Raw genomic sequence first — 19905 nt, forward strand, 5'->3', positions numbered from 1 at the left:
AACACCGCAAGTAGGTCTTGGGGACGCAGAACAACTACAGAGAGCCATCAGAGGACTGCGGCAGCATTTTGGTGATCCTTCTCACCAGCGGCGATGATGCTTGCCCCCACAGCTCAGTGACCCATCGCTGCATACAGGCCCCAAAAAATGGCCCGCCTAACGTTTAGACGAGCCAGCCCAGCGAGCTAATTAATTGTTTCCTCAACCATTTCTGCCCCAAGGTATAGCTACAGTCACGCTGGTTAGAACATCTAGAAACCCTATGAACGTTCAACTGTTTGAGCGTTCATAGGAGACCTGTCCTAACCAGACTGGCTACAGCCATACCTGCCCTCGGGCGCTGAATGGGCGGCAACCGCTTTACCCAGACAGCCCAAACGCAAAGCTCGATGCAGCAGTACCCGATGCCCTAGCGACGGCGGCGACGGGTAAAGCCCAGCCAGGCCAGCGCCCCACCGATGGAGATGCCCAGCGGTGCCATGGCCGCTGCGGCCCGGTAGTGCACATCCTCGGTGGAGTTAAAGCTAATGCCGTCGTAGATAATGCCTTTGTCGCCTACGGGCACCGTCCAGTAGTCGGCATGGCTTTTGAATTCGTCTTCGATCGCCACTTCCCAATCGCCCGGAATTGACTCATCGGGCAAAAAGGCAAACCGCCCCTCGCTGTCGGTAGTGGTGGTCATCCAGGGTTCGTCGGGGTTGTTGGGGGCGTAAATGCTCACCGTGGCCCCGGCAAAGGGCTCCCCAGAACTAAACTTAGACTGAAACTCCAGTTGGGTGTCCATGGTGTAGAAGGTTTCGACCTGGTGCGCCCACGCCTGGGCCGGAAACCCCACCAGAGCTAAAACCATCACTAGAGCAAGGAGCAAGCGTTTCATAGCCAAGCATTCCGTAATTGGTCTGCCGCCTATTGTAGCGAGAGATTTGTAGCGAGAGATTGATGGCAGCTTAAAACTGGGACTATAAATATGGACTACGCCACCGCGCTTGAGCATTATTTAGACCCCCAGGGTCGGCTTAAAGAGTGGCCCTCAAAGCGCAACAAAGGCCGTTTCCAACAGCTGGCGCTCGACTATTTGGCCACCAAGTTTGAACCCGGTACCCGCTATCGCGAGCGCGAAGTCAACGCCTTGCTCAACCAGCACCACACCTTCGGTGACCCGGCCCTGCTGCGCCGCGAACTTTTTGAGCGCGGCCTGGTCAATCGCCTGCGCGACGGCTCAGCTTACTGGCTCAAAGTATCGCTCACTGCTTCCCCCCAAACCCCGTAGGACACCGCCCACTATCGCCCCTGTTAGCAATGGTGAATTCAAGCCTAGCGATCGCCCGCTAGAGGGGATGACCTGGTGGGGCGATCGCTCACACGCTCACAGCCCCAATTAGGAGTTGGGGCTGGTGTTGGCCGGCAGTTGGGGCATCAGCACGGGGGAATCTTCTACCGGTTCGACCTGGTAAAACAGAGAACTGGACTGGGATGCACAGCAGAGCGCATCGTCGGGCGTATAGCGGTTAAACGATGCGCTCAAATAGCCCTCGCGGTACAGGTCAACCGTAACCAGGCTGCCATCGGTGCGAGAATCCATTGGGGTTGGCGACAGCGTGCCGGAAAATTTGCCCTTGGTAAACACAAAGACTTGATACGCCAGGGGCCGACACATCCCATCGGCATTGGCCATGCCGGTAACGACAGTGGTGTCGCCAAAGATTTGGGCGGCGCCAGTCAGGGTCCAGCCCGCCGATTCCACCAGCGCATCCTCGTAGAGGGCAGGTGGACGGGCACCGTCTAGACAGCTCGACAAATTACCGCCCCCCTCGATGACCGGGGCCGCCGGTATGGGGGCGCTGGGCTCATTCCAGTTGGTAACGCCGTCTAGCCAGGCGCCGCCTTCGTCAGGCTGGGCCATGGCCACGGGTGCCAGCAGCATCGACCCCGTTACCAGGGCACCCGAAATCAAAGAAATAAAAGATTTCATTGTCACTCGCCCGTTAGCATCAATCTATTGATATCACCTGTTGAGTCCAACATCTACTAGCCTTAGAAGGCCTGAGGCGATCTGCTCTTTTAGGATCTTGGAGCGTACATCATGATACAGACTCCAAGGAGAGCAATCCAGCCGCCAAGCAGGTCAAAGCGATCGGGCTTCACCTGATCAACGAACCATCCCCAGGCTATGGATAGCACAATGAAAACGCCGCCGTAGGCCGCATAGACCCGCCCAAAATGAGCCGGCTGTAGGGTGGGAACTACCCCATAAATGCCCAAAATAATGACTCCCAGCAGCGCCAGCCAGGGGCTTTTCCCTTCCCGCAGCGCTAGCCAGACCAAATAGCCGCCGCCGATTTCACACAGGCCAGCGAGTACGAAAAACAGCATTGATTGAGCCATGGATTCGCCTCAGCTAAAAAAATGGCAGCAGTGGATATTTGAAAAACCAGTTAGATTCCCATATCTTGCTTTACGGTGTCTAGGGGCAGCGCCCACAGCTCTTCAAACCGCACGCTCAATAAACACCTGGCCTGCTGCCCCAGGGCCAATCCGCGGCGACGATTGGCAAAGATATTCCTGATTTGCCCCGGGGCCATGATGGGATACAGCGCGCTGGCCAACCACAGTCCGAGACGCTGCGAGCGGCTGTAGTTCTGGGCTGCGGCAAAAGCTAACACGCCTATTTCTCCGGCGTAGCTGGTATCAAACCCCAGCAGCACGTGAAAAATATCGTGGGTGATGGCGTAGCGCAGGGCAAACACGTTGCGCCGCGCTACCTGATCGAGATCTGGGCTGACGGTAAACGGGCTGAGGTGATTGATCTGCATGTGATGGGCGTACTCGTAGCCAAAGCTGCCCTGGGGCAGCTGGCTCAGGGCCTCTAAGTCAATCGGTGGATAGTAGCCCACCACAGGTTCCAGCTGGGCCAGCACCTCAGGGTTGGCTTGAGCACCCAGGGCATCGGCTTTGAGAACGGCAAAGTCGCCCAGGTGCGTGGGCGACTGGCTGCGGACCCTACGAATCGCTTCAAGCAGCTGCTTGGGCCTGAGCATGGTCGCGTTTCTTAAAGACAACGTTGAGGCCAGACTTGGGCCTGAGGGTTGGAATAGAGATCATGTGCAAGTCTTGGTTGGGGACTAGCTCCCAGGTGTAGTGGCGCAGCAGATGGGCGGCCACCAGCTTGATTTCGAGCTGGGCGAAGGCCAGACCCAGGCACACCCGTGGCCCGCCGCCAAAGCCCACCAGGCTAAAGTCGGAGCGCTTGTGCTCGGCGCGATCGGGGCTAAAGCGATCGGGGTCAAAGCTTTCGGGACTGGTGTAGATGGTGCGATCGCGGTGGGCCGCATCGATTCTGTACAGCGCCATCCAGCCCTCGGGCACGCGGTAGCCGTTGAACTCAAACGCTTTTACCACGCCGCGAAAGCCTCCGGCTACGGGCGGGTAGAGCCGCTCCACCTCTTTGACAATTTGGTCGAGGTACGGCATCTGCCGGATCTGCTCCAGGGCAACGGGGCCACTCGCGGCCATCAGTGCCTCCTGCTCCTGCCGCGCTTTTTCCCACACATCGGGATGCTGCGCCAGCGCCATGACCAGCGAGGTCAGCATCGAGGTGGTGGTTTCGTGCCCGGCAAACAGCATCAGCAGGGCCTGAACTTTGATTTCTTCTATGCTGAGGCGATTGCCCTCCTCGTCTTCGCTCTGCACCAGCAGGCCCAGGGCATCGTGGGTGGGGTGGGCCTGGCGGGCTTTGACCACCTGCTCAATGTGGTCTAGCAGGCGATCGCGCGCGCTGATCGCCCTGCCAAAGGTCGTCCAGCCCCAGCGAATTGGCGGAGCAAACAACCCGTTGGTCAACTCCGTGAACCACCTTGAGAGCTGCGCCGTTTCGGCCCCCGGCTCGCTACCCAGCAGCAGGGTGCTGGCAATGTCGAAGGTGAGCTGCTTCATTTCGTCGAACCAGGTGAACTGGCCCATCTCTTCCCACCGCCGGGCGTAGCGATCGGTGAGGCGCTGCATTGTATCTATGTAGCCAACCAGGGCCGGACCGTGGAAGGCGGGCATGAGCAGCTTGCGGTTGCGGTGGTGCTCTTCACCTTCCTGCAAAAACAGCGATTCGCCCAGCAGCTCTTTGAATGTGCCGGGCCACCCCTCCCGCCAGGAGAAGCAGTCCATATTCGTAGACAGCAGAAACTGGTTGGCCTCTGGCCCCGTCATCACCACCGTAGGGCGGCCCAAAATGCGGGTTTTAAAGACCGGACCATACTGGGCCTGGCGCTTGCGGGCAAATTCAGGATCGAACAAAAAACTGAGGGTTTCCCCCAGAATCGGTAGTCCAAAGCTGCCGGGGGGCAGCGGTTTTTGAGCGGAAGATGCCATAGAAACCCGTGCAAGGCGTTGGCCAAAGACCGACTTTGCGGGACCAACGCCCTCTAGGGTAGCGTAGAGCTGTGGCAGTACGCCCGAGGCTAGGCGGAGGCTATGTTGTGGCCAGCGGCAACAATCAGCTCCCTGAAGGTTTCTTCCGAAGCCCTGGAGCTGATGGTGACCGTTTTGGCCTGGGAATTGATGTCAATATTGGCATCAGGTTCAGACGTAAGAATGTGCTCTTTGAGATTTTTCTCCGACTGCTGATCGCTCAGCGTGGGGACTTTAAATTGCCAGGGCATAGCGGTATCTCTACTTATGTGACTAAGGTTTTCGTAGTACACCTTAGTCAGCTCCTAGCGGAGTTGTCGTCTACAGAAAGGCCTAATTTCGGGGGATGAACTCGATTTAGTCCGCTCTCAGCCATAAATTGGCCGCCTCGCCGCCATCCGCCGTAGCGACCATCCCTACCCTGTTTAACGCCCCATCTCCTGCGGGGCTGACGGCCTAGCTTAGGGCTGGCGGCACCGCTTCACCGCCGTAGCTGCGGGTGGGGGCAGGAAAGCCGCAGGAGGTGCCATCGGTGTGAATGACCTGATCGTCCCAGGGCAGTTGATAGACCTCTTTCACCATGTCCTTCATGTAGGTGTAGGGGCAGTCCTGGGCACCGCCTTTGACGGCCACATAGCCGCGATGGCCAAACTGGTAGATGTTGTTCTCCACGCCCCAGTGGAGGCGGGCCTCGCGCACCAGGTCGGGGCGCACCTCGGCGGTGATGATTTCGTCGGGGCGGTGGCTGCCCATGACCAGGGGGGTGCCGTCAAAGTTGACGATCATGCCCTCGCCCATGGAGTCAAAGCTGCCGTCGCTGCCGCACATGCATACCGACGCTGTCACCATCAGGTTGCAGAAGGCGTTGGCCTGGTTGGTGATCTGCCAGGAGTGGCGAATGGGGGCGGTGTAGCCCGCCGTGCGAATCATGATCTCGGCTCCCTTGTAGGCGCACTCGCGGGCCATCTCGGGGAACATGCCGTCGTGGCAGATGATCAGGGCAATCTTGCTGCCGTTGGGGCCGTCGCAGACCGGAATGCCTATATTCCCCGGTTCCCAGGGCTCGACCGGCACCCAGGGGTGCAGCTTGCGGTAGTAGAGCTTGAGTTCGCCCGCACTGTCGATGATGATGCCGCTGTTGTAGGGGTAGCCCTCCGGGTTGTACTCCATGATCGAGAAGCAGCCCCAGATGTTGTTGTCGATGCAGGCCTGGCGAAAGGCCGCGACCTCAGGGCCATCTAAACGGCACATGATCTCGGGGTTGGTGTCCATCGACAGGCCGTGGAGCGAGTATTCGGGGAAGACCACCAGATCCATCGTGGGCATGTTGCGGCGGGCCTTGGCGACCATGGCGCAGATGCGATTGGTCTGGGCGGCCAAGTCGTCGGGGGTGACGACGTTGGGCAGCTGGAGCTGCACCATGCCCAGCACGACGCCGTTGGGCGATTTATTGAGGCCACCAAGTCCGCTCATATGTCTCTCTCTGGAACAACCTGACGCAAAAGTCGAATAGCACTATAGGCCGATCGCGCCGCAAAGTATAGTGTTGAAAATTACGCAATCGCCGCCGCTCGCCGGGATTCAAAACCGCGCCTAGCTGGTCAGGATAGAAGCCTCAATGTCGCAGGCGCTGAGGGGTTTGTAAAAAAGATAGCCCTGGCCCAGCTCGCAGCCGAGCTGCCGCAGCTGGTCGAGCTGCTGGCGGGTCTCGATGCCCTCGGCGACAACGGTGAGTTCTAGCTGATTGCTCAGGGAAACGATGGTGCTGACGATCTTAAAGTTGCGGCTGCTCTCGCTCATCTGGTTGACGAAGGAGCGATCGATTTTGAGGTCATTTAAGGGGAAGCGGTGCAGGCAGCTGAGGGAGGAATAGCCGGTGCCAAAGTCGTCGACGCTGATGCGAATCTGGCGCGATCGCAGCTGGTCCATGATTTCTATGGCTCGCTCGGGGTTGTCCAGAAGGGCGCTTTCGGTAATTTCCAGCTTGAGGCTGGCTGGGCTGACGCCCGTTTCGGCTAAAACGCGATCGATATCCGCCAGCAGGGTGGGCGAGGCAAACTGGCGTACCGATAGGTTGACACTCATAATCAGGTGGGGCCAACCCCGGTGATGCCAGTCCAGCAGCTGCTGGGCGGCCTGCCGCAGCATCACAATGCCAACGGGCACGATCAGCCCGGTCTCTTCCATGCAGGGGATGAAGGCTCCCGGTGGCACCAGGCCCCGGCTGGAGTGCTGCCAGCGCACCAGAGCTTCAAATCCACAAATTGTTTCGGTCTGTAGATCGATAATGGGCTGATAGTAGGCGATAAATTCCTGCTGTTCGAGGGCGCGCTGCAATTCGGTCTCGAGGGTCAGACGATTGAGCATGGCCACAGACATCTGACGGTCGAAGAGTTGGTAGACGTTTTTGCCGCGCAGCTTGGCTTTATACATGGCCGTATCGGCGTCTTGCAGCGGCTCTTCGGGATGCTGGTAGGCGCTGTTGCCCAGCGCAATACCAATGCAGGCAGTCATAAAAATTTCGCAGTCGTTGACTTTAAATGAGGTGGTAAAACTCTGGAGTATGCTCTGGATAATCGGCTTAAGGGCGGCTTCATCCTCTACGTGGTGAAGTAAAAAGCAAAATTCATCTTCCCCTACCCGCGCGAGCATATCGCCAGGGCACAAAAGCTGCTTTAGGCGCTCAGCGATCGCCAGCAGGAGCTGGTTGCCGACGGTGTAGCCAAAAGAGCTGTTGACCAGCTTGAACTGATCGCAATCTAAATAAATTACCGCAAAGGAAAAGTGCCTGACGTGCAGCATCTCGGCCAGCCGCTGGAGCACACCAGCTCGGCTGGAGAGCTGAGTCAGGGCATCCTGGGAGATGATGGTTTGGAGCTGTTGCGTGCGCTCTTGTACGGTTTTCTCTAAATGATTATTAAAGAGCATTAATTCCTGATGCTGCCGCCGAATCCGCAGCATCGATCGCACTCGGGCCATCAGTTCTAGGGAGCCTAGGGGCTTACCGATAAAATCGTCGGCCCCGGCCGCAAAACACTGGGCCAGGGTATTTTGAGACGCCAGCGAAGTGACCATAATAATGGGCACCGCCTGCCACTGGGGCATGGCTTTGATGCGTTGGCAGACCTCTAGCCCATTGATGCCCGGCATCATGACGTCTAGCAAAATAATATCGGGCTGAAAGAGATCCAGGCTGGCGATCGCCTCTGCCCCACTGGCCGCATAGTGAAGCTGATGGGGGTGGGTATCAGTTAAGCGGCTTGCAGCCCCTGACGATGGTATAGACAGAAGCGTTTCAATCACTTCGAAGTTACTGGCTTCATCGTCAACGACAAGAATTGAAAAGGGGCGTGCACCGACCATCGGGTTAGCTTTTAAAGGGACTGTTTTACAATGTGGTTAGAGTTTGTCAGTCAGGGTTCGCAGTCAACGTTCTCTAGGCTACAAAATCAACTCTAGTCATTAGTTGAACGATCAGCTGGACTGACGTTAGAATGCCCAGATTTTTTATGCACACTCGGGTTGGTTAGCCAGAATTAGCTAAACAGCGCAAAACTTAAGACGATCAAAATAGACGCGAAAAGGGGCGAATAAAACGCCTGTTGTCAAGTAAGTTTATCTGCCTCCAAAAGCAGTTTTTGCGGGCTTAGCTAAAATTTAAGTAAAATATTTAAATAAAGTATGATTAGCGCCTGCGCCTCTCGCTTGTTATGACAAGTATAGGTGTCGGCAGCTTTAGTATAACAAAGTAAAGCGGGCTGGTAATATGCCGAGAGAGGCTCAAAACTGGATTGTCTAAACCTGAGTCAGTCTCCCGGGCAGCGCACCTACACCGCTCTTTAGATTTGAAGCCTGTAGCTATCACTGAAATTACCACGGGTTTTATTTTTCCCGATAGAATCTGGGCAACCTATGGGCGGGGAAACTATGTGAGTCTAGTCTTCCCCTAAGTTTGTTTTATGGACCATGCTTTTGTTGGTGCCACCGTCGCCGTGAGCAGCGATACATCGGTTGCCGATGTGTTGAGCCTCATGGACGATAGCCAGCTGCCGCTCCCCTGTGTTTTTGTCGTTGACAGGGGCCATTTAGAGGGTTTCTTTACGGAGCGCGATTTGCTGTCGCTGGTGGCGGCGGGGCGATCGCTGGCCGATCTGCCCATTGCGGAGGTGATGCAGAGGCCGGTGATTAGCGTGCGGCGCTCTGAGCTGGGCGATCTCTCGGTGCCGGTGCAGCTTCTGCGGCAGCACGCCGTTGACTATCTGGCTGTCTTAGGGGAAGGCGGCGAGTTGCATGGGGTGATTGCCCAGGCGAGTTTGCCCGCCCATCTGTGGGAGGTGGTTCAGGCCCAGCGGGCCGAATTGGACCACCGTCAGGCGAGCGAGGCCGCTCTGCGCAAGGGAGATGCCCAGCGCCGGGCTTTAATCAACGCGCTGCCCGACCTCATTTTGCGCACCTCGGCTGAGGGAGTCTATCTCGATCGCATTATGTCGGCGAATTTTCATACCTGCTGCGGCGGGGATGCCATCGTTGGCAAGCGGCTAGATCAGGTTCTGCCGACGGAGCTGGCTACCCTCCGCTTGCGGCATATTCAGCGGGCGCTGCGCACGGGAGACCTGCAAGTCTACGAACAGCAGATCGTTGTCCACGACAGCCTGCGCATTGAGGAGATTAGAATTACCCCCTGCGGCGACGGTGAGGTGCTGGTGATTGTGCGCGACATCACCGATCGCAAAGCCCTGGAGGCTACCAACCGCGCCATCATGGGTGCCATTCCCGATCTGCTGATTCGCATCGACCGGTGGGGGCAATACCTCGACCTACTGGGGGGTGACTCGGTTAAAAAAGTGCTGCTGCCCACCGACAATCAGCCCGTCCACACGGTCTATGACGTGCTGCCCACCCCCCTGGCTGAGCAAAAGATCTGGGCCGCCCAGCAGGCCCTGGACACCGGACTTGTGCAGGCCTACGAGCAGCAGATCGAAATCGACGGCGAGCGGCGCTGGGAGGAGGTGCGGGTTAGCCCAGTCGGGGACGATGAAGTGCTGATGATGATTCGCGACATCAGCGATCGCAAACAGGCCGAACTGGCCCTCTGTGAGAGCGAGGCGACCAATCGCGCCCTGCTGGAGGCAATACCGGATTTGCTGGTGCGGGTCAGCGCCGAGGGGGAGTATCTCGACTTCATTGGCCCCGATCGCAGTTTTAACCTGTTAGATCCAAAGGTGGTGGTGCCGGGCGGTTCGATATCGGCGCTGCTGCCGCCAGCGGCTGCCCAGGCCCAGATGGCGGTTCTGCGGCGTGCCCTCGAGACCCGGCAGCTACAGGTCTACGAACAGGAAATTCAGGTGGGCGATCGCATTCAGTACGAAGAGGTGCGGGCGATCTGCCTGGGGGACGAAGAGGTGCTGCTGATCATTCGCGATATTAGCGACCGCAAGCGAGCCGAAGTAGCCCTCCAGGAGTTCAATCAGGTGCTAGAGGCGAAAGTCAACGAGCGCACCGCCGCCCTCCGGGAGAGCGAAGAACGCTGGCAACTCGCCATCCAGGGCAGCAATGCCTCCCTCTGGGATTGGAATGTGAAAACCAACCAGGTCTTTCGCACCCGGCGCTGGTACGACCTGCGCGGTCTGCCTGAGGGCCAACCCAGCGATACCCTGGAGGCGTGGTCCGAAGTCATCCATCCGGAGGATCGCGATCGCGTGCTGGCGGCGATGGCCGACCATCTGGCCCAAAAAACAGCCTTCTACCAGCAGGAGTACCGCCTCCGGCGCCAGGACGGTGGCTATGTTTGGATTCTCGATCGCGGCCAGGCCGTCTGGGATGAGGACGGCAGCCCGGTGCGCATGATCGGCTCCGAGATGAACATCACCCAGCGCAAAGAGGCCGAGCTAGAGGCCCAGCGGCTGAGGGAACAGCTGGAGTTTGTGCTGTCGTCAAACCCGGCCGCCATTTTTACCTGCTCGCCCGCCGGGGTCTGTGCGCCTACGTTTGTCAGCGACAACATTGTCAACCTGAGTGGGTACACCCAGGAGGAATTTTTGGCCGACCCCAACTTTTGGGCCAGCCACCTCCATCCCCAGGATGCGCCCCGCCTGTTTGCGGAGCTGCCAGCCCTGTTTGAGCGGGGCCAGCATATCCACGAATACCGCTTTCTGCACAGGGCTGGCCACTACATGTGGGTGCGCAATGAGCTGCGGCTGATCCGCGATGCCCAGGGCAACCCCCTCGAAATTGTGGGATATTTTGCCGATATTGGCGATCGCAAGCAGATTGAGAACCAGCTCCGCAGCAGCGAAGCCGCCCTGACCGAGGCCCAGCACATGGTGCACCTGGGCAGTTGGGAACTCGATACCCTCACCCATGACCTGACTTGGTCCGAGGAAATGTTCCGCATTTTTGGCCTGGACCCCCGCCAGCCCGAACCGGCCTATGTCGAGCATCTCAAGTCCATTCATCCAGAGGACCGCGATCGCCTGGAACACCACCTCGCCCAGGCCATGGAGCAGGGCATTCCCTATCAAATAGAGCTGCGAATTTTCAGGGCCGACGGGTCTACGGGCTACCTAGAGTCGCGCGGCGAAGCTAAATGGAATGACCAGGGGCAAATTTCAAAAATTTTTGGGACGGCCCTCGACATCACGGAGCGCAAGCAGGCCGAAGTGCAACTCCAGCGCATGAATGAGCGCCTGAGTTTAACCAACGCCGAACTCGACCGCGCCACCCGCCTCAAAGACGAGTTTTTGGCCAACATGAGCCATGAGCTGCGCACCCCTCTGAACGCGATTTTGGGCATGGCGGAGGGGCTAAAAGAGCAGGTCTTTGGCTACATCAACGACCGTCAAAGCCATGCCCTCGAAACGATCGAGCGCAGCGGCACGCACCTGCTAGAGCTGATCGACGACATTCTCGATCTGTCTAAAATTGAGGCGGATAAGCTCGAGCTAGACATCGCCTCAGTCAGCGTTCACCATCTCTGTGAGACCAGCCTCAGCTTTGTCAGGCAGATGGCATTATCCAAATCCATTGGCCTGAGGTTTGAACCGCTTCAGCTAATTCCAGAGCTGGCGATGGACGAGCGGCGCATGCGCCAGGTGCTGATCAACTTACTCAGCAATGCGGTGAAATTTACCCCCGCTGGCGGGCAGGTCACCCTGCGGGTTCAGGTGGAGTCGCGCCACGACAGAAATTTTCTCAGCCTGTCGGTCATCGACACAGGCATTGGCATTGCGCCAGACAATATGGCCAAACTGTTTCAGCCCTTTGTGCAAATAGACAGCAGCCTCAGCCGCCAATACACGGGCACGGGCCTGGGCCTGGCCCTGGTGCGCAAAATTGCCGAGCTGCACGGGGGCACCGTAGCGGTCACCAGCACCGTTGGCCAGGGCAGCTGCTTTACCGTGCGCTTGCCCTGGGCGGCAGCCCTCAACGCCAGCGATACCGACCTGCCGATGGGGGAAAACTCGGCTGCCGCCGAAGGCGCGATCGCCCCCTGCCCGCCAGGGCAAAGCCTAGACGCCGCTCTCTGCCCCGGCGACCCGGCCTCCCTGGCGTCGATGCCGATTGCCACCTCGCCCGCTGGGGCTGACCGCCAAAGGGCAACACCGCTGATTTTGCTGGTGGAAGACAACGCCACGACCGTGGCCACCATTTCGAGCTTCCTCACCGCCTCGGGGTATCGCCTGATCTACGCCAAAAATGGCCAGGACGCGATCGAGCTGACCCGCACCCATACCCCCGACTTGATCCTGATGGATATTCAAATGCCGGGCACGGACGGTCTGGAGGCCCTGCGGCAGATTCGCCGCGATGGGCGATTTGCCGATCTGCCTGTGATTGCCATTACCGCCCTGGCTATGGCGGGCGATCGCGATCGCTGCCTGGCGGCGGGCGCTAGCCAGTACCTCACCAAGCCCGTCAAAATGCGAAAGCTAAAGCTCTCGATTCAGCAACTGCTAGAGTCGGGCTGGATGTCGGCCCGGCCCTAGGCGCCAGGGTAAGCGCAAGAAAACTATCGATACATTGTGCTAGGTTGCGAGCCCTGCAGCAAGGACAGTGAGCATGTAGTCAGGACTCATTGAGGCTCGCTTTGCCTTCTGCTTAAGACTTCGTTTTTTTGAGGTTTCTTGGTTCAGCACACTGATGGCCAAGCGCCTCAGGAGCGCCATATTCTCGCCACCGTGGCCCCGCCTGATGCGAGACTTATCCTCGCCCCAGGTGACATCGAGCACCCAATGGAGTTGATTTTCGATACCCCAATGGGTGCGAATCGCCCGGCCAGCCATGGCGGCATCACAGGGCAATGACGTGAGATAAACCATCGTCTCTCGGGTGATCTTGTTCCAGAGATGTCGGACTCGCTTCACGAAGACGATGGTTTTGAGGCCCACCCATTGCTCGATTTGGTGTAGGTCTCCCATGGCGGCGATGGGTACAGCCCACACCTGCCGATGCTCCCGCCGATGATGGCCCGACTCCACCCGAGCGTCATAACTGTGCTCTAGAGCGGTAAAGTTACCGGCTTCAGCCTGCTCAAACCAGGCCGTGACCTCGGCCCACAGGGTGGGGTGATTGGCCTTGAGACAGAGGACATAGTCGGCCCCGTGCCCAACGATCTCACGAGCAATTTCCTTCTGGGTGCCCATGGCATCGAGGGTGATGATGCAGCCGCTGATATCGAGAAGTTTCAGCAACGCAGGAATGGCGGTGATCTCGTTGCTCTTGGAGGCAACTTTGACTTGCCCTAACAACAGCCGATGCTCGCTGGCCCAGGCGCTGACGACGTGGAGCGCAGACTGCTTGGCGTTGCGGTCATAGGAGCCTTTAATCGTCTTGCCATCGATGGGAATCACTTGGGCTCCACTGCTCTCAACGATCTGCTTCACCCAGCCCAGAAAGCAACGCTCTAGGGCTTCAGGGGCCATCCGCTCGAACAAACGACGATAGGTGTCGGCATGGGGCACGCCGTTCGGTATCGAGAACAGGGTACTCAGCCACGCCTCGTGACTCTCGGCATAGGTTTCGATGTCCTCCCACCCCGTCGCGCCGCCGATGACGGCCAGAATCGCGATCATCACAATGCTCAAGAACGGGTGCTCTACCCCTTGACTGCCACGCGGGTCTTCTAGTTCAGCAAAGTGTGATTCCCACTGCTGCTGAATGGAGTTAGCATCGGTAGCCGCGCTCAAGGGTGGCTTGGTCTGACCGGCTTTAGCCGTCTCTTCATTGGGAGCAAAGCCTTGGCTCATGGGGACTCGCTAAGGGTCGCAGTGATAGCATGCCCCTAGCATGTCACAGACCTATTTTTCTTGCGCTTACCCTGCCCTAGGCGCCACCGCTGTAGCGCCTAGGGCACCAGCCAGCCCCAGAACCAAAATACGGCCATGCCGCCAGCGATGGTCAGCAGCAGGTTTTGGCAACCCAGGGCCAGGGCCACGCAGGCGATCGCCCCCACCAGCCGCGCATTGTGCCAGCCCAGCCACAGCTCGCCCTCAGGCAGCACCACCGCTGGCACCACGATCGCCGTCAGCACCACCGGAGGCACGTAGCCCAGCGCCCGCACCAGGGTGGGTGACAGCCGAATGCGCCCGCTAACGGCCAGCAGCACGTAGCGAATTGAGAAGGTCACCAGGGCCATCGCCCCGACTAAAAGCCAGTCGTTCATCGCAGGTTCCGTGGCCGGTGATTGGGGTCGGCTCTGCCCACAGTTTAAAGGCTAATGCGGGGGCGGAGACTTTTTGGCGAGTAGCTGAAGCCTTTACCTGATCAGGCTTGGGGCCTGTGGGAAGGCTGTTGTGGAGGCCTCGATCGTGCCAGCCCGACACCCAGCCCAGGGATTGCGAAGATTTGTTGCGCTGTTCCGGGTTTAAATCTGCTTTACAAACTCAGGCGTAATAGCCATGAAAGCCTTAAACATCTGGTTGCTTGCCCCAAGCGCCAAGCCTAGGAGTTTTTACAACATGCCCCCTTCCGATTCCGCAGCCCCCGCTGCCGACTTTTCGTTCGTCGAAGTTGACGATGCTGGAGAGCAAATCAGTGGGGCCACCCCCATTTTTGCTGACCTGGTGCAACCATTGACCTCAATCTCTGGAACCCTTTCTGGAGATGCCGATCTCTTTCAAATCTATATTTCGGGCGATCGGCCCTTTTCTGCGACCACCCTGAGTCCAGCAACGCTGCTGGGCCTACCCATCGACAATGCGCTCGGGATTCCCAATCCTTTGCTAGAAGACCCCCAGCTGTTTCTGTTCGATGCCGCTGGTAACGGCATCTATGGCAACGACGATTTATTTGGTTCGGCCCAGGCGACCTTACCGTCAATGATTGCCCCACTTGATGCAGGCATTTATTACCTGGCCATTTCTGGGTTCGATTATGACCCCATCAGCGCTGGAGGGGAGATCTTTCCCGATGACTCCTTGGATGGCGTGTTGTTGCCCACTGGGCCGGGAAGAGAGTCGCCTCTGATTGGGTTTGCCGGAGACGGTTCAGCCGGAGGCAACTACACCATTGCACTCACGGGTGCCCAAACTATCCAGCCAGGCGCCGCTGTCTCACCGCTGCCTGAGTTAGTTGACCTGACCGGCTTTGACGGCAACGTTACGGTCAACGCTATCCAACAGCTCGCCCGTGAAGCCTTTTTTGACAACGTGCTGGCCTTTTACAAGACCGATGCCCAGGGCCAGGTGGCTGGCCTGCTGCCCGGCGACCCAGGCTATGAGGCTGCGGCTGCCGCTAATCTCATTGATGGCATCAGATTGACCGTTGGCAACAACCAAACTATCGATGCCTCCCTGAACCTCCAAGGCGGAGCGTACTATGCGCCCGCCTTGCTGATTGATGGCAGTCTGCAAAACCTCGCGACGGTGGGTGATGCAGCCCTAGGTCAGGCGCGTATTCAACGATCGGGCAATACCTGGCAATTTGAGGATGCTGGAGATTGTGACTTTAACGACTTAATCGTGACGCTTACCCCTGAAATCACTGGAATGGGCTAGGCGATCGCGCATAGGCGATCGCTCAGTCGTAGCTATTTTCTAACCGAACCGATTGACTGCTTCGAAAATTCTTGGGATCTAAGCCGTTTAGGTCCTGGGGATTAGACCCGAATATGCACATCCACAATCAAGGGTTATATCTACTATGAAAACCATGAAACAGATCTCCAGAAAAGCTCTACTTGCCACTGGTTTACTATTTGGGCTAGCGACCAGCATGGGCGTGGGAGCGTTGTTTGTAAACGCCTCTGACCACGATGACGGCGAATCGGAAATCAAAGGGCGCAACCTGAACCTGACCGATTTATACGTGTTTCGGGAAATGGATCAAAATCCCTACGCTTCGCCAGATAACTTGGTTCTGATTATGGACACCAATCCTCGCTCGGTGGCGGGGCAACAGTATTATTTCAGCACCCGTGCGAAGTATACGTTTAATATTTCTCGGGTTACCGACAACGATGCGACGCCCACTGGAAAGACTGATGTTGTCCTAGAGTTTGAGTTTGATGCGCCGGATAGCAACAATCAGCAAGACTACACGCTAACGATTATAAAAGATGGCAGCAGCGACAAGGTCGAGGGCCAGACCACCGCGCTGCAGACGACTCCGGTCGTGAATACAGACACCGTAGACGGTTCAGAGGTTCAGGTATTTGCCGGGCTGCGCGAAGATCCGTTCTATTTTGATGTGGAGCAGTTCTTTCGAGTTCGGGCTGGGGCGTTGGGTAAAGGGCCTGCCGTTGGCTTTCGCGAACCCAACCAGGCGGTAGACTTTGCCCAGGGGTACAACGTCAATGCGATCGCCGTTAATCTCCCAATCGAACTATTGCAGGGTTCGGAAAGGGCTAAGACCTTTGATGTATGGATGACGGTAACGCTGCCGGGAAGCAAGAACTTTAGCCAGGTGGAGCGGTTAGCCCGTCCGGCGGTAAACGAGGGCTTGATCGTCACTAACGACTTTTTAAATACCCTAAACAGCGTTGACCCTGCCTTTGAGGCATCGGCCCTGGCCGGCCAAGAACCGGCCGCCAGTGCGGCAGCTCCCATTGTGGGAGAGGCGAAACAAACGCTGCTCGCGCTTGGCAATAGCGATGCCAGAGCCGATGCTCTGCTTCAGGCATTTTTGCCCGATGTCATGCGCATTGACACTACCGACATCAGTGGCTACGCCAATGCCCTGAATGCTAAGGGCAGCCCCATTCGCGGGCGACTGCTGAAGGATGACGTTATCGATATCACGCTCTCGGTACTCACCAACGGCGCGGTCACCAGCGACAACGTCTCCTATGAAGGAACGCCCGGCAACCCGGCCCAGGGCCACGATCCCCTGGTGAACTCATTCCCCTATCTGGCCCCTGCCAACTAGCGCTGGCCGACGAAGTAAGTAGGTCTGATTATCTATAGGACGCATTTCGACTCCGCTCAATGCTCGGTTCTTTGCTGGGCAGGGGGTTGAGCGGAGTCGTTTTGCTCCGCAACGCGATCGCGAACACGAAGTGTCTCCCGAAGGGAGAAAACCCAGAAACTTAAGCTGGATTTAATTTGGCCCTCCTCCTTATCTGCCCAGGCCATTCCTCTAAGGGGTAAGGGAGGGTGGCGCTTTGGGCACTGACGGCAGGCCAGTGGCCGTATGAGCAGGTCAACCCATTTTGATGAGTACAGGAACCGATCGCATGGTAACCATTAAATCCATCACCTCTCGATCTGGCCGAGCCCATAGATTTCGGCTGCTGGCGTTGAGCTTGCTATCGTTTGGGATCGTAGCGCTAGCGCAGTCACGCGGTTGGCAACATTGGCCAGCGTTTGGCAGCCAGAGCCCCTATAGCTACTCGTTTGCCGGGTCTGCCTCTAGTCAAAATCAGCAGACCCTAGAAAAGTCGATTTCGTTCTACCAGGGGCGAATTCAGAAAAATCCGACCGATGGCCTGGATCAAGCTGCCCTGGCCAATCTCTATATTCAGCTGGCCCGCACCACTCAAAACTACAGCTGGTACCTGCTGGCCGATAGATCTGCGCAGCAGTCGCTGGCCAATTTGCCCTTCGACAACAAGGGGGCGATCCTGGCCCTGGCCAAGATTGCTGAGGCTCAGCACGACTTTGCCACCACCGTCAGCCTCGCCGAAAGCGTGGGGAATCCCGATGCGTTGGGGCTGGTGGTCACAGCCAAGTTGGCGATGGGCCAGGTCGAAGCAGCCACCGCTGTGGCCAACTCGCTGGCAGAGCAGTATCCCTCCCTGGGCAGCCTGACCCTGAGGGCGCTGACCCACGAGGCCCAGGGGCAGGATGATTTGGCCCTGGCGGATTATCAGGCGGCGATCGCCGCCGAGGAACCCTCCAACACCGCCGGGTCTGCGCAGACCCGCGTGTTTCTGGGCCGGTTCTACGTTCGGCGGGGCAATTACAAAATGGCTCAAGCCCTTTACCGTGAGGCGCTGCGGATTGTGCCCGACTATCCGCTGGCGCATCTCCAGATGGCTGAGTTGGCCACGGTGAAAGGCCAGTACCGCAGGGCCAATTACCACTACCACGAGGTCGGCGGGCCGATCGCGCTCCACGGCCTGGCCCGCATTCAAGCCCTCCAGGGGCGATCGGCCACGGACGCCTGGGCTGTGGCCGAAACCGAGCTTCGGCGCAGCGTGGCGGGCAACGCCCTGGGGCATCGGCGAGATTTGGCCCACCTGCTGCTGGAGCGGGGTGACCCCGACGATGTGGCGGAGGCGGTGACGCTGCTGGAGGCCGAAACCGTCAACCGCCGCGATCCTAAAACCCTGGATTTGCTGGCCTGGGCGCTGATGGCGGCGGGCCGCTGGCCCGACGCCCAGCAGGCCATCCACGGGGCGCTAGAGCAGGGGGTGCGGGACGCCGATATTGCCTATCGAGCGGGGGAAATTGAGGCAACCCTGAAGCATTCCCAGCAGGCGGAGCAGTTTTTTCGCCTGGCGCAGGATATTGACCCCGCATTTAACGACCAGACTCGCCAGCGCTTAGGACTCGTCAAGCAGGATTAGAGGCTATTGTGATGACTCAGCAGTTGCGCCCATACTTTCCCCGTTTTCCCCGACACCGCCGCCGATACGGTGTTTTAGGCCTACTGGCCGCGATCGCCTGCCTGGTAATCGGGCTGGCGATCGCCCCGCCCGCCGCCGCCGACTGGAATAATCTAGCGACGGCTGAGATTACGCTGGATGAGCTGCAAACGCGAATGACGCTGACCTACCCCACGGGTGTCACCGCCTTTGCCGATGACGACAGCAGCGGGCGGCTCTCCAACGACGAACTGGCGCGCCACCGCGAGGCGCTAACCCAGCAGCTTGAGGCAGCGATCGCCCTCAAAGACAGCCGCAGTCAAACGCCCAGTCTGACGATTCAGCCCACTGTAGATGTGGCCTCTACCAACGCGAGGGTCGCCCCCAACACCCACACCACGCTGCAGCTGGTCTATGCCTGGGCAACGCCGCCGTCAGGATTGATAGTGAACTACACCTTCCTGCCCGCCGATGACCCCCTGGCGAGCTGTCTGGCCACTATCGTCCAAAACGGCGACCTCACCACCCACGTCTTTACCCCCCAAGACAGGCAGCTGACCGTGATGCCAGCGGACTCAGCGCCTTTGGGCAGCCGGGCCTGGTTTTTGACCCTAGTAGGTGCGTTTATGTGGGGGGCGGTGCACTCGCTATCGCCGGGGCACGGCAAAACGCTGGTGGGGGCGTACCTGGTGGGCGAACGGGCGAACCCCCGCCACGCCTTGTTTTTGGCGCTGACCACCACCCTGACCCACACCATCGGCGTTTTTGCCCTGGGGCTGATTACCCTGGCGGCGGCCCGCTACGTGCTGCCCGAGCAAATTTACCCGTGGCTGAGCCTGTGCTCGGGCGGGCTGATTGTGTACATTGGCGCAACCCTGATTGCCCAGCGATCCCAGCGCCAGCGCCCCGACCACCACGGCGATCAGGCCCACAGCCATGGTCAACCGGGTCGCCAGCTGGCCTACGCCCACGGCCGCGATTCCGGCTCTGACCACGGACATGGCGATCCCCATCATGCCTCCCACAGCCACGCCTCCCACAACCACGCCTACCACGAACACTCCCACGGCGGTCATTCCCACAGCCATTTGCCCCTGGCGAGCGACGGTAACGACGTCACCTGGCGCAGCCTGATGATGCTGGGCCTCTCGGCGGGGCTGGTACCCTGTCCGGCGGCCCTGGTGCTGCTGCTGGGGGCGATCGCCTTTGGCAATCCGATCTCGGGGCTGCTGCTGGTAGTCGCGTTTAGCCTGGGGCTGGCCAGCGTTTTAGCAGGGTTGGGCCTGCTGCTGGTTTCGGCCAAGCGGATGTTCAAGCAGGTGCCCATGCCTCGCATGCAGGCGTTGCAGTGGCTGCCGCTGGCCAGCGCTGTGGGCATTACCGTAATCGGCCTCGGCATTTCGACCCGATCGCTCATGCAGCTGATCTAAGGCTCCGCAGCCCCAGCGAGGTTTTCCAATTTTTTTCAGCTCGACCACGCT

At 58.6% G+C, this 19905-nt stretch carries 16 protein-coding genes; 6 read left to right on the forward strand and 10 right to left on the reverse strand.

Translation table 11 applies throughout. The features are described from left to right. Positions 1-409: 409 nt before the first annotated feature. On the reverse strand, positions 410-877 hold the full coding sequence (locus tag LEPTO7104_RS0115205) for a carboxypeptidase-like regulatory domain-containing protein (protein ID WP_026072745.1): 468 nt from the start codon (positions 875-877) through the stop codon (positions 410-412). A gap of 90 nt (positions 878-967) precedes the next feature. Between LEPTO7104_RS0115205 and LEPTO7104_RS33995 the strand changes: the two genes are divergently transcribed. Continuing rightward, entirely contained in the window at positions 968-1270 is a 303-nt protein-coding gene (locus tag LEPTO7104_RS33995) for a DUF2087 domain-containing protein (RefSeq protein ID WP_017299438.1), read from the forward strand. A gap of 108 nt (positions 1271-1378) precedes the next feature. On the opposite strand, the gene LEPTO7104_RS0115215 is transcribed toward LEPTO7104_RS33995, so the two are convergent. From LEPTO7104_RS0115215 to LEPTO7104_RS0115245, 7 genes are all read right to left on the reverse strand, one after another. Further along, the gene (locus LEPTO7104_RS0115215) at positions 1379-1972 is read right to left on the reverse strand and encodes an LppP/LprE family lipoprotein (RefSeq protein WP_017299439.1); all 594 of its coding nucleotides are present in this window, start codon (positions 1970-1972) and stop codon (positions 1379-1381) included. Between the two features lie 89 nt (positions 1973-2061). Next, positions 2062-2385 carry a YnfA family protein gene (locus tag LEPTO7104_RS0115220; protein WP_264308442.1) on the reverse strand — a complete coding sequence of 108 codons (324 nt, stop codon included), beginning with the start codon at positions 2383-2385 and terminating at the stop codon, positions 2062-2064. A 50-nt stretch (positions 2386-2435) separates the two neighbouring features. Continuing rightward, positions 2436-3038, reverse strand: coding sequence for a Coq4 family protein (locus LEPTO7104_RS0115225; protein WP_017299441.1), 603 nt, complete (start codon positions 3036-3038; stop codon positions 2436-2438). After that, entirely contained in the window at positions 3013-4362 is a 1350-nt protein-coding gene (locus tag LEPTO7104_RS0115230) for a cytochrome P450 (protein ID WP_017299442.1), read from the reverse strand. Before LEPTO7104_RS0115230 ends, LEPTO7104_RS0115225 begins: the two co-directional genes overlap by 26 nt. Positions 4363-4451: 89 nt before the next feature. Beyond that, positions 4452-4652, reverse strand: a complete 201-nt coding sequence (locus LEPTO7104_RS0115235; RefSeq protein WP_017299443.1) for a hypothetical protein — start codon at positions 4650-4652, stop codon at positions 4452-4454. A 205-nt stretch (positions 4653-4857) separates the two neighbouring features. Further along, entirely contained in the window at positions 4858-5874 is a 1017-nt protein-coding gene (locus LEPTO7104_RS0115240; RefSeq protein WP_017299444.1) for a formamidase, read from the reverse strand. Between the two features lie 120 nt (positions 5875-5994). Next, a complete protein-coding gene (locus LEPTO7104_RS0115245) occupies positions 5995-7764 on the reverse strand; it encodes a putative bifunctional diguanylate cyclase/phosphodiesterase (protein ID WP_017299445.1) in 1770 nt (589 codons plus the stop codon). Positions 7765-8360: 596 nt separating this feature from the next. On the opposite strand from LEPTO7104_RS0115245, the gene LEPTO7104_RS37010 reads away from it, so the two are divergent. Next, a complete protein-coding gene (locus tag LEPTO7104_RS37010; protein ID WP_017299446.1) occupies positions 8361-12386 on the forward strand; it encodes a PAS domain-containing protein in 4026 nt (1341 codons plus the stop codon). 39 nt (positions 12387-12425) lie between these two features. Here the strand turns inward: LEPTO7104_RS37010 and LEPTO7104_RS0115255 are convergent, their stop codons facing one another. Together LEPTO7104_RS0115255 and LEPTO7104_RS0115260 are read right to left on the reverse strand one after the other, a co-directional pair. Further along, the gene (locus tag LEPTO7104_RS0115255; RefSeq protein ID WP_017297687.1) at positions 12426-13646 is read right to left on the reverse strand and encodes an ISAs1 family transposase; all 1221 of its coding nucleotides are present in this window, start codon (positions 13644-13646) and stop codon (positions 12426-12428) included. A gap of 98 nt (positions 13647-13744) precedes the next feature. Next, positions 13745-14062, reverse strand: a complete 318-nt coding sequence (locus LEPTO7104_RS0115260) for an AzlD domain-containing protein (RefSeq protein ID WP_017299447.1) — start codon at positions 14060-14062, stop codon at positions 13745-13747. Positions 14063-14357: 295 nt separating this feature from the next. Between LEPTO7104_RS0115260 and LEPTO7104_RS0115265 the strand changes: the two genes are divergently transcribed. From LEPTO7104_RS0115265 to LEPTO7104_RS34010, 4 genes are all read left to right on the forward strand, one after another. Next, entirely contained in the window at positions 14358-15395 is a 1038-nt protein-coding gene (locus LEPTO7104_RS0115265) for a DVUA0089 family protein (RefSeq protein WP_017299448.1), read from the forward strand. A 145-nt stretch (positions 15396-15540) separates the two neighbouring features. Beyond that, positions 15541-16764 (forward strand): DUF4331 domain-containing protein, encoded by a 1224-nt coding sequence (locus LEPTO7104_RS0115270; RefSeq protein ID WP_026072747.1) that lies wholly within the window; start codon positions 15541-15543, stop codon positions 16762-16764. A 376-nt stretch (positions 16765-17140) separates the two neighbouring features. Beyond that, on the forward strand, positions 17141-18406 hold the full coding sequence (locus tag LEPTO7104_RS34005) for a tetratricopeptide repeat protein (RefSeq protein ID WP_225886989.1): 1266 nt from the start codon (positions 17141-17143) through the stop codon (positions 18404-18406). 11 nt (positions 18407-18417) lie between these two features. Continuing rightward, entirely contained in the window at positions 18418-19854 is a 1437-nt protein-coding gene (locus tag LEPTO7104_RS34010; protein ID WP_017299451.1) for a HoxN/HupN/NixA family nickel/cobalt transporter, read from the forward strand. Positions 19855-19905: the final 51 nt, after the last annotated feature.

The sequence above is a fragment of the Nodosilinea nodulosa PCC 7104 genome (assembly GCF_000309385.1).
Lineage (GTDB): Bacteria > Cyanobacteriota > Cyanobacteriia > Phormidesmidales > Phormidesmidaceae > Nodosilinea > Nodosilinea nodulosa.

Excerpts from the sequence above, each read along its gene's own strand:
- LEPTO7104_RS0115205 (WP_026072745.1), bottom strand. The coding sequence starts at position 877 with ATGAAACGCTTGCTCCTTGCTCTAGTGATGGTTTTAGCTCTGGTGGGG.
- LEPTO7104_RS33995 (WP_017299438.1), top strand. The coding sequence starts at position 968 with ATGGACTACGCCACCGCGCTTGAGCATTATTTAGACCCCCAGGGTCGG.
- LEPTO7104_RS0115215 (WP_017299439.1), bottom strand. The coding sequence starts at position 1,972 with ATGAAATCTTTTATTTCTTTGATTTCGGGTGCCCTGGTAACGGGGTCG.
- LEPTO7104_RS0115220 (WP_264308442.1), bottom strand. The coding sequence starts at position 2,385 with ATGGCTCAATCAATGCTGTTTTTCGTACTCGCTGGCCTGTGTGAAATC.
- LEPTO7104_RS0115225 (WP_017299441.1), bottom strand. The coding sequence starts at position 3,038 with ATGCTCAGGCCCAAGCAGCTGCTTGAAGCGATTCGTAGGGTCCGCAGC.
- LEPTO7104_RS0115230 (WP_017299442.1), bottom strand. The coding sequence starts at position 4,362 with ATGGCATCTTCCGCTCAAAAACCGCTGCCCCCCGGCAGCTTTGGACTA.
- LEPTO7104_RS0115235 (WP_017299443.1), bottom strand. The coding sequence starts at position 4,652 with ATGCCCTGGCAATTTAAAGTCCCCACGCTGAGCGATCAGCAGTCGGAG.
- LEPTO7104_RS0115240 (WP_017299444.1), bottom strand. The coding sequence starts at position 5,874 with ATGAGCGGACTTGGTGGCCTCAATAAATCGCCCAACGGCGTCGTGCTG.
- LEPTO7104_RS0115245 (WP_017299445.1), bottom strand. The coding sequence starts at position 7,764 with ATGGTCGGTGCACGCCCCTTTTCAATTCTTGTCGTTGACGATGAAGCC.
- LEPTO7104_RS37010 (WP_017299446.1), top strand. The coding sequence starts at position 8,361 with ATGGACCATGCTTTTGTTGGTGCCACCGTCGCCGTGAGCAGCGATACA.
- LEPTO7104_RS0115255 (WP_017297687.1), bottom strand. The coding sequence starts at position 13,646 with ATGAGCCAAGGCTTTGCTCCCAATGAAGAGACGGCTAAAGCCGGTCAG.
- LEPTO7104_RS0115260 (WP_017299447.1), bottom strand. The coding sequence starts at position 14,062 with ATGAACGACTGGCTTTTAGTCGGGGCGATGGCCCTGGTGACCTTCTCA.
- LEPTO7104_RS0115265 (WP_017299448.1), top strand. The coding sequence starts at position 14,358 with ATGCCCCCTTCCGATTCCGCAGCCCCCGCTGCCGACTTTTCGTTCGTC.
- LEPTO7104_RS0115270 (WP_026072747.1), top strand. The coding sequence starts at position 15,541 with ATGAAAACCATGAAACAGATCTCCAGAAAAGCTCTACTTGCCACTGGT.
- LEPTO7104_RS34010 (WP_017299451.1), top strand. The coding sequence starts at position 18,418 with ATGACTCAGCAGTTGCGCCCATACTTTCCCCGTTTTCCCCGACACCGC.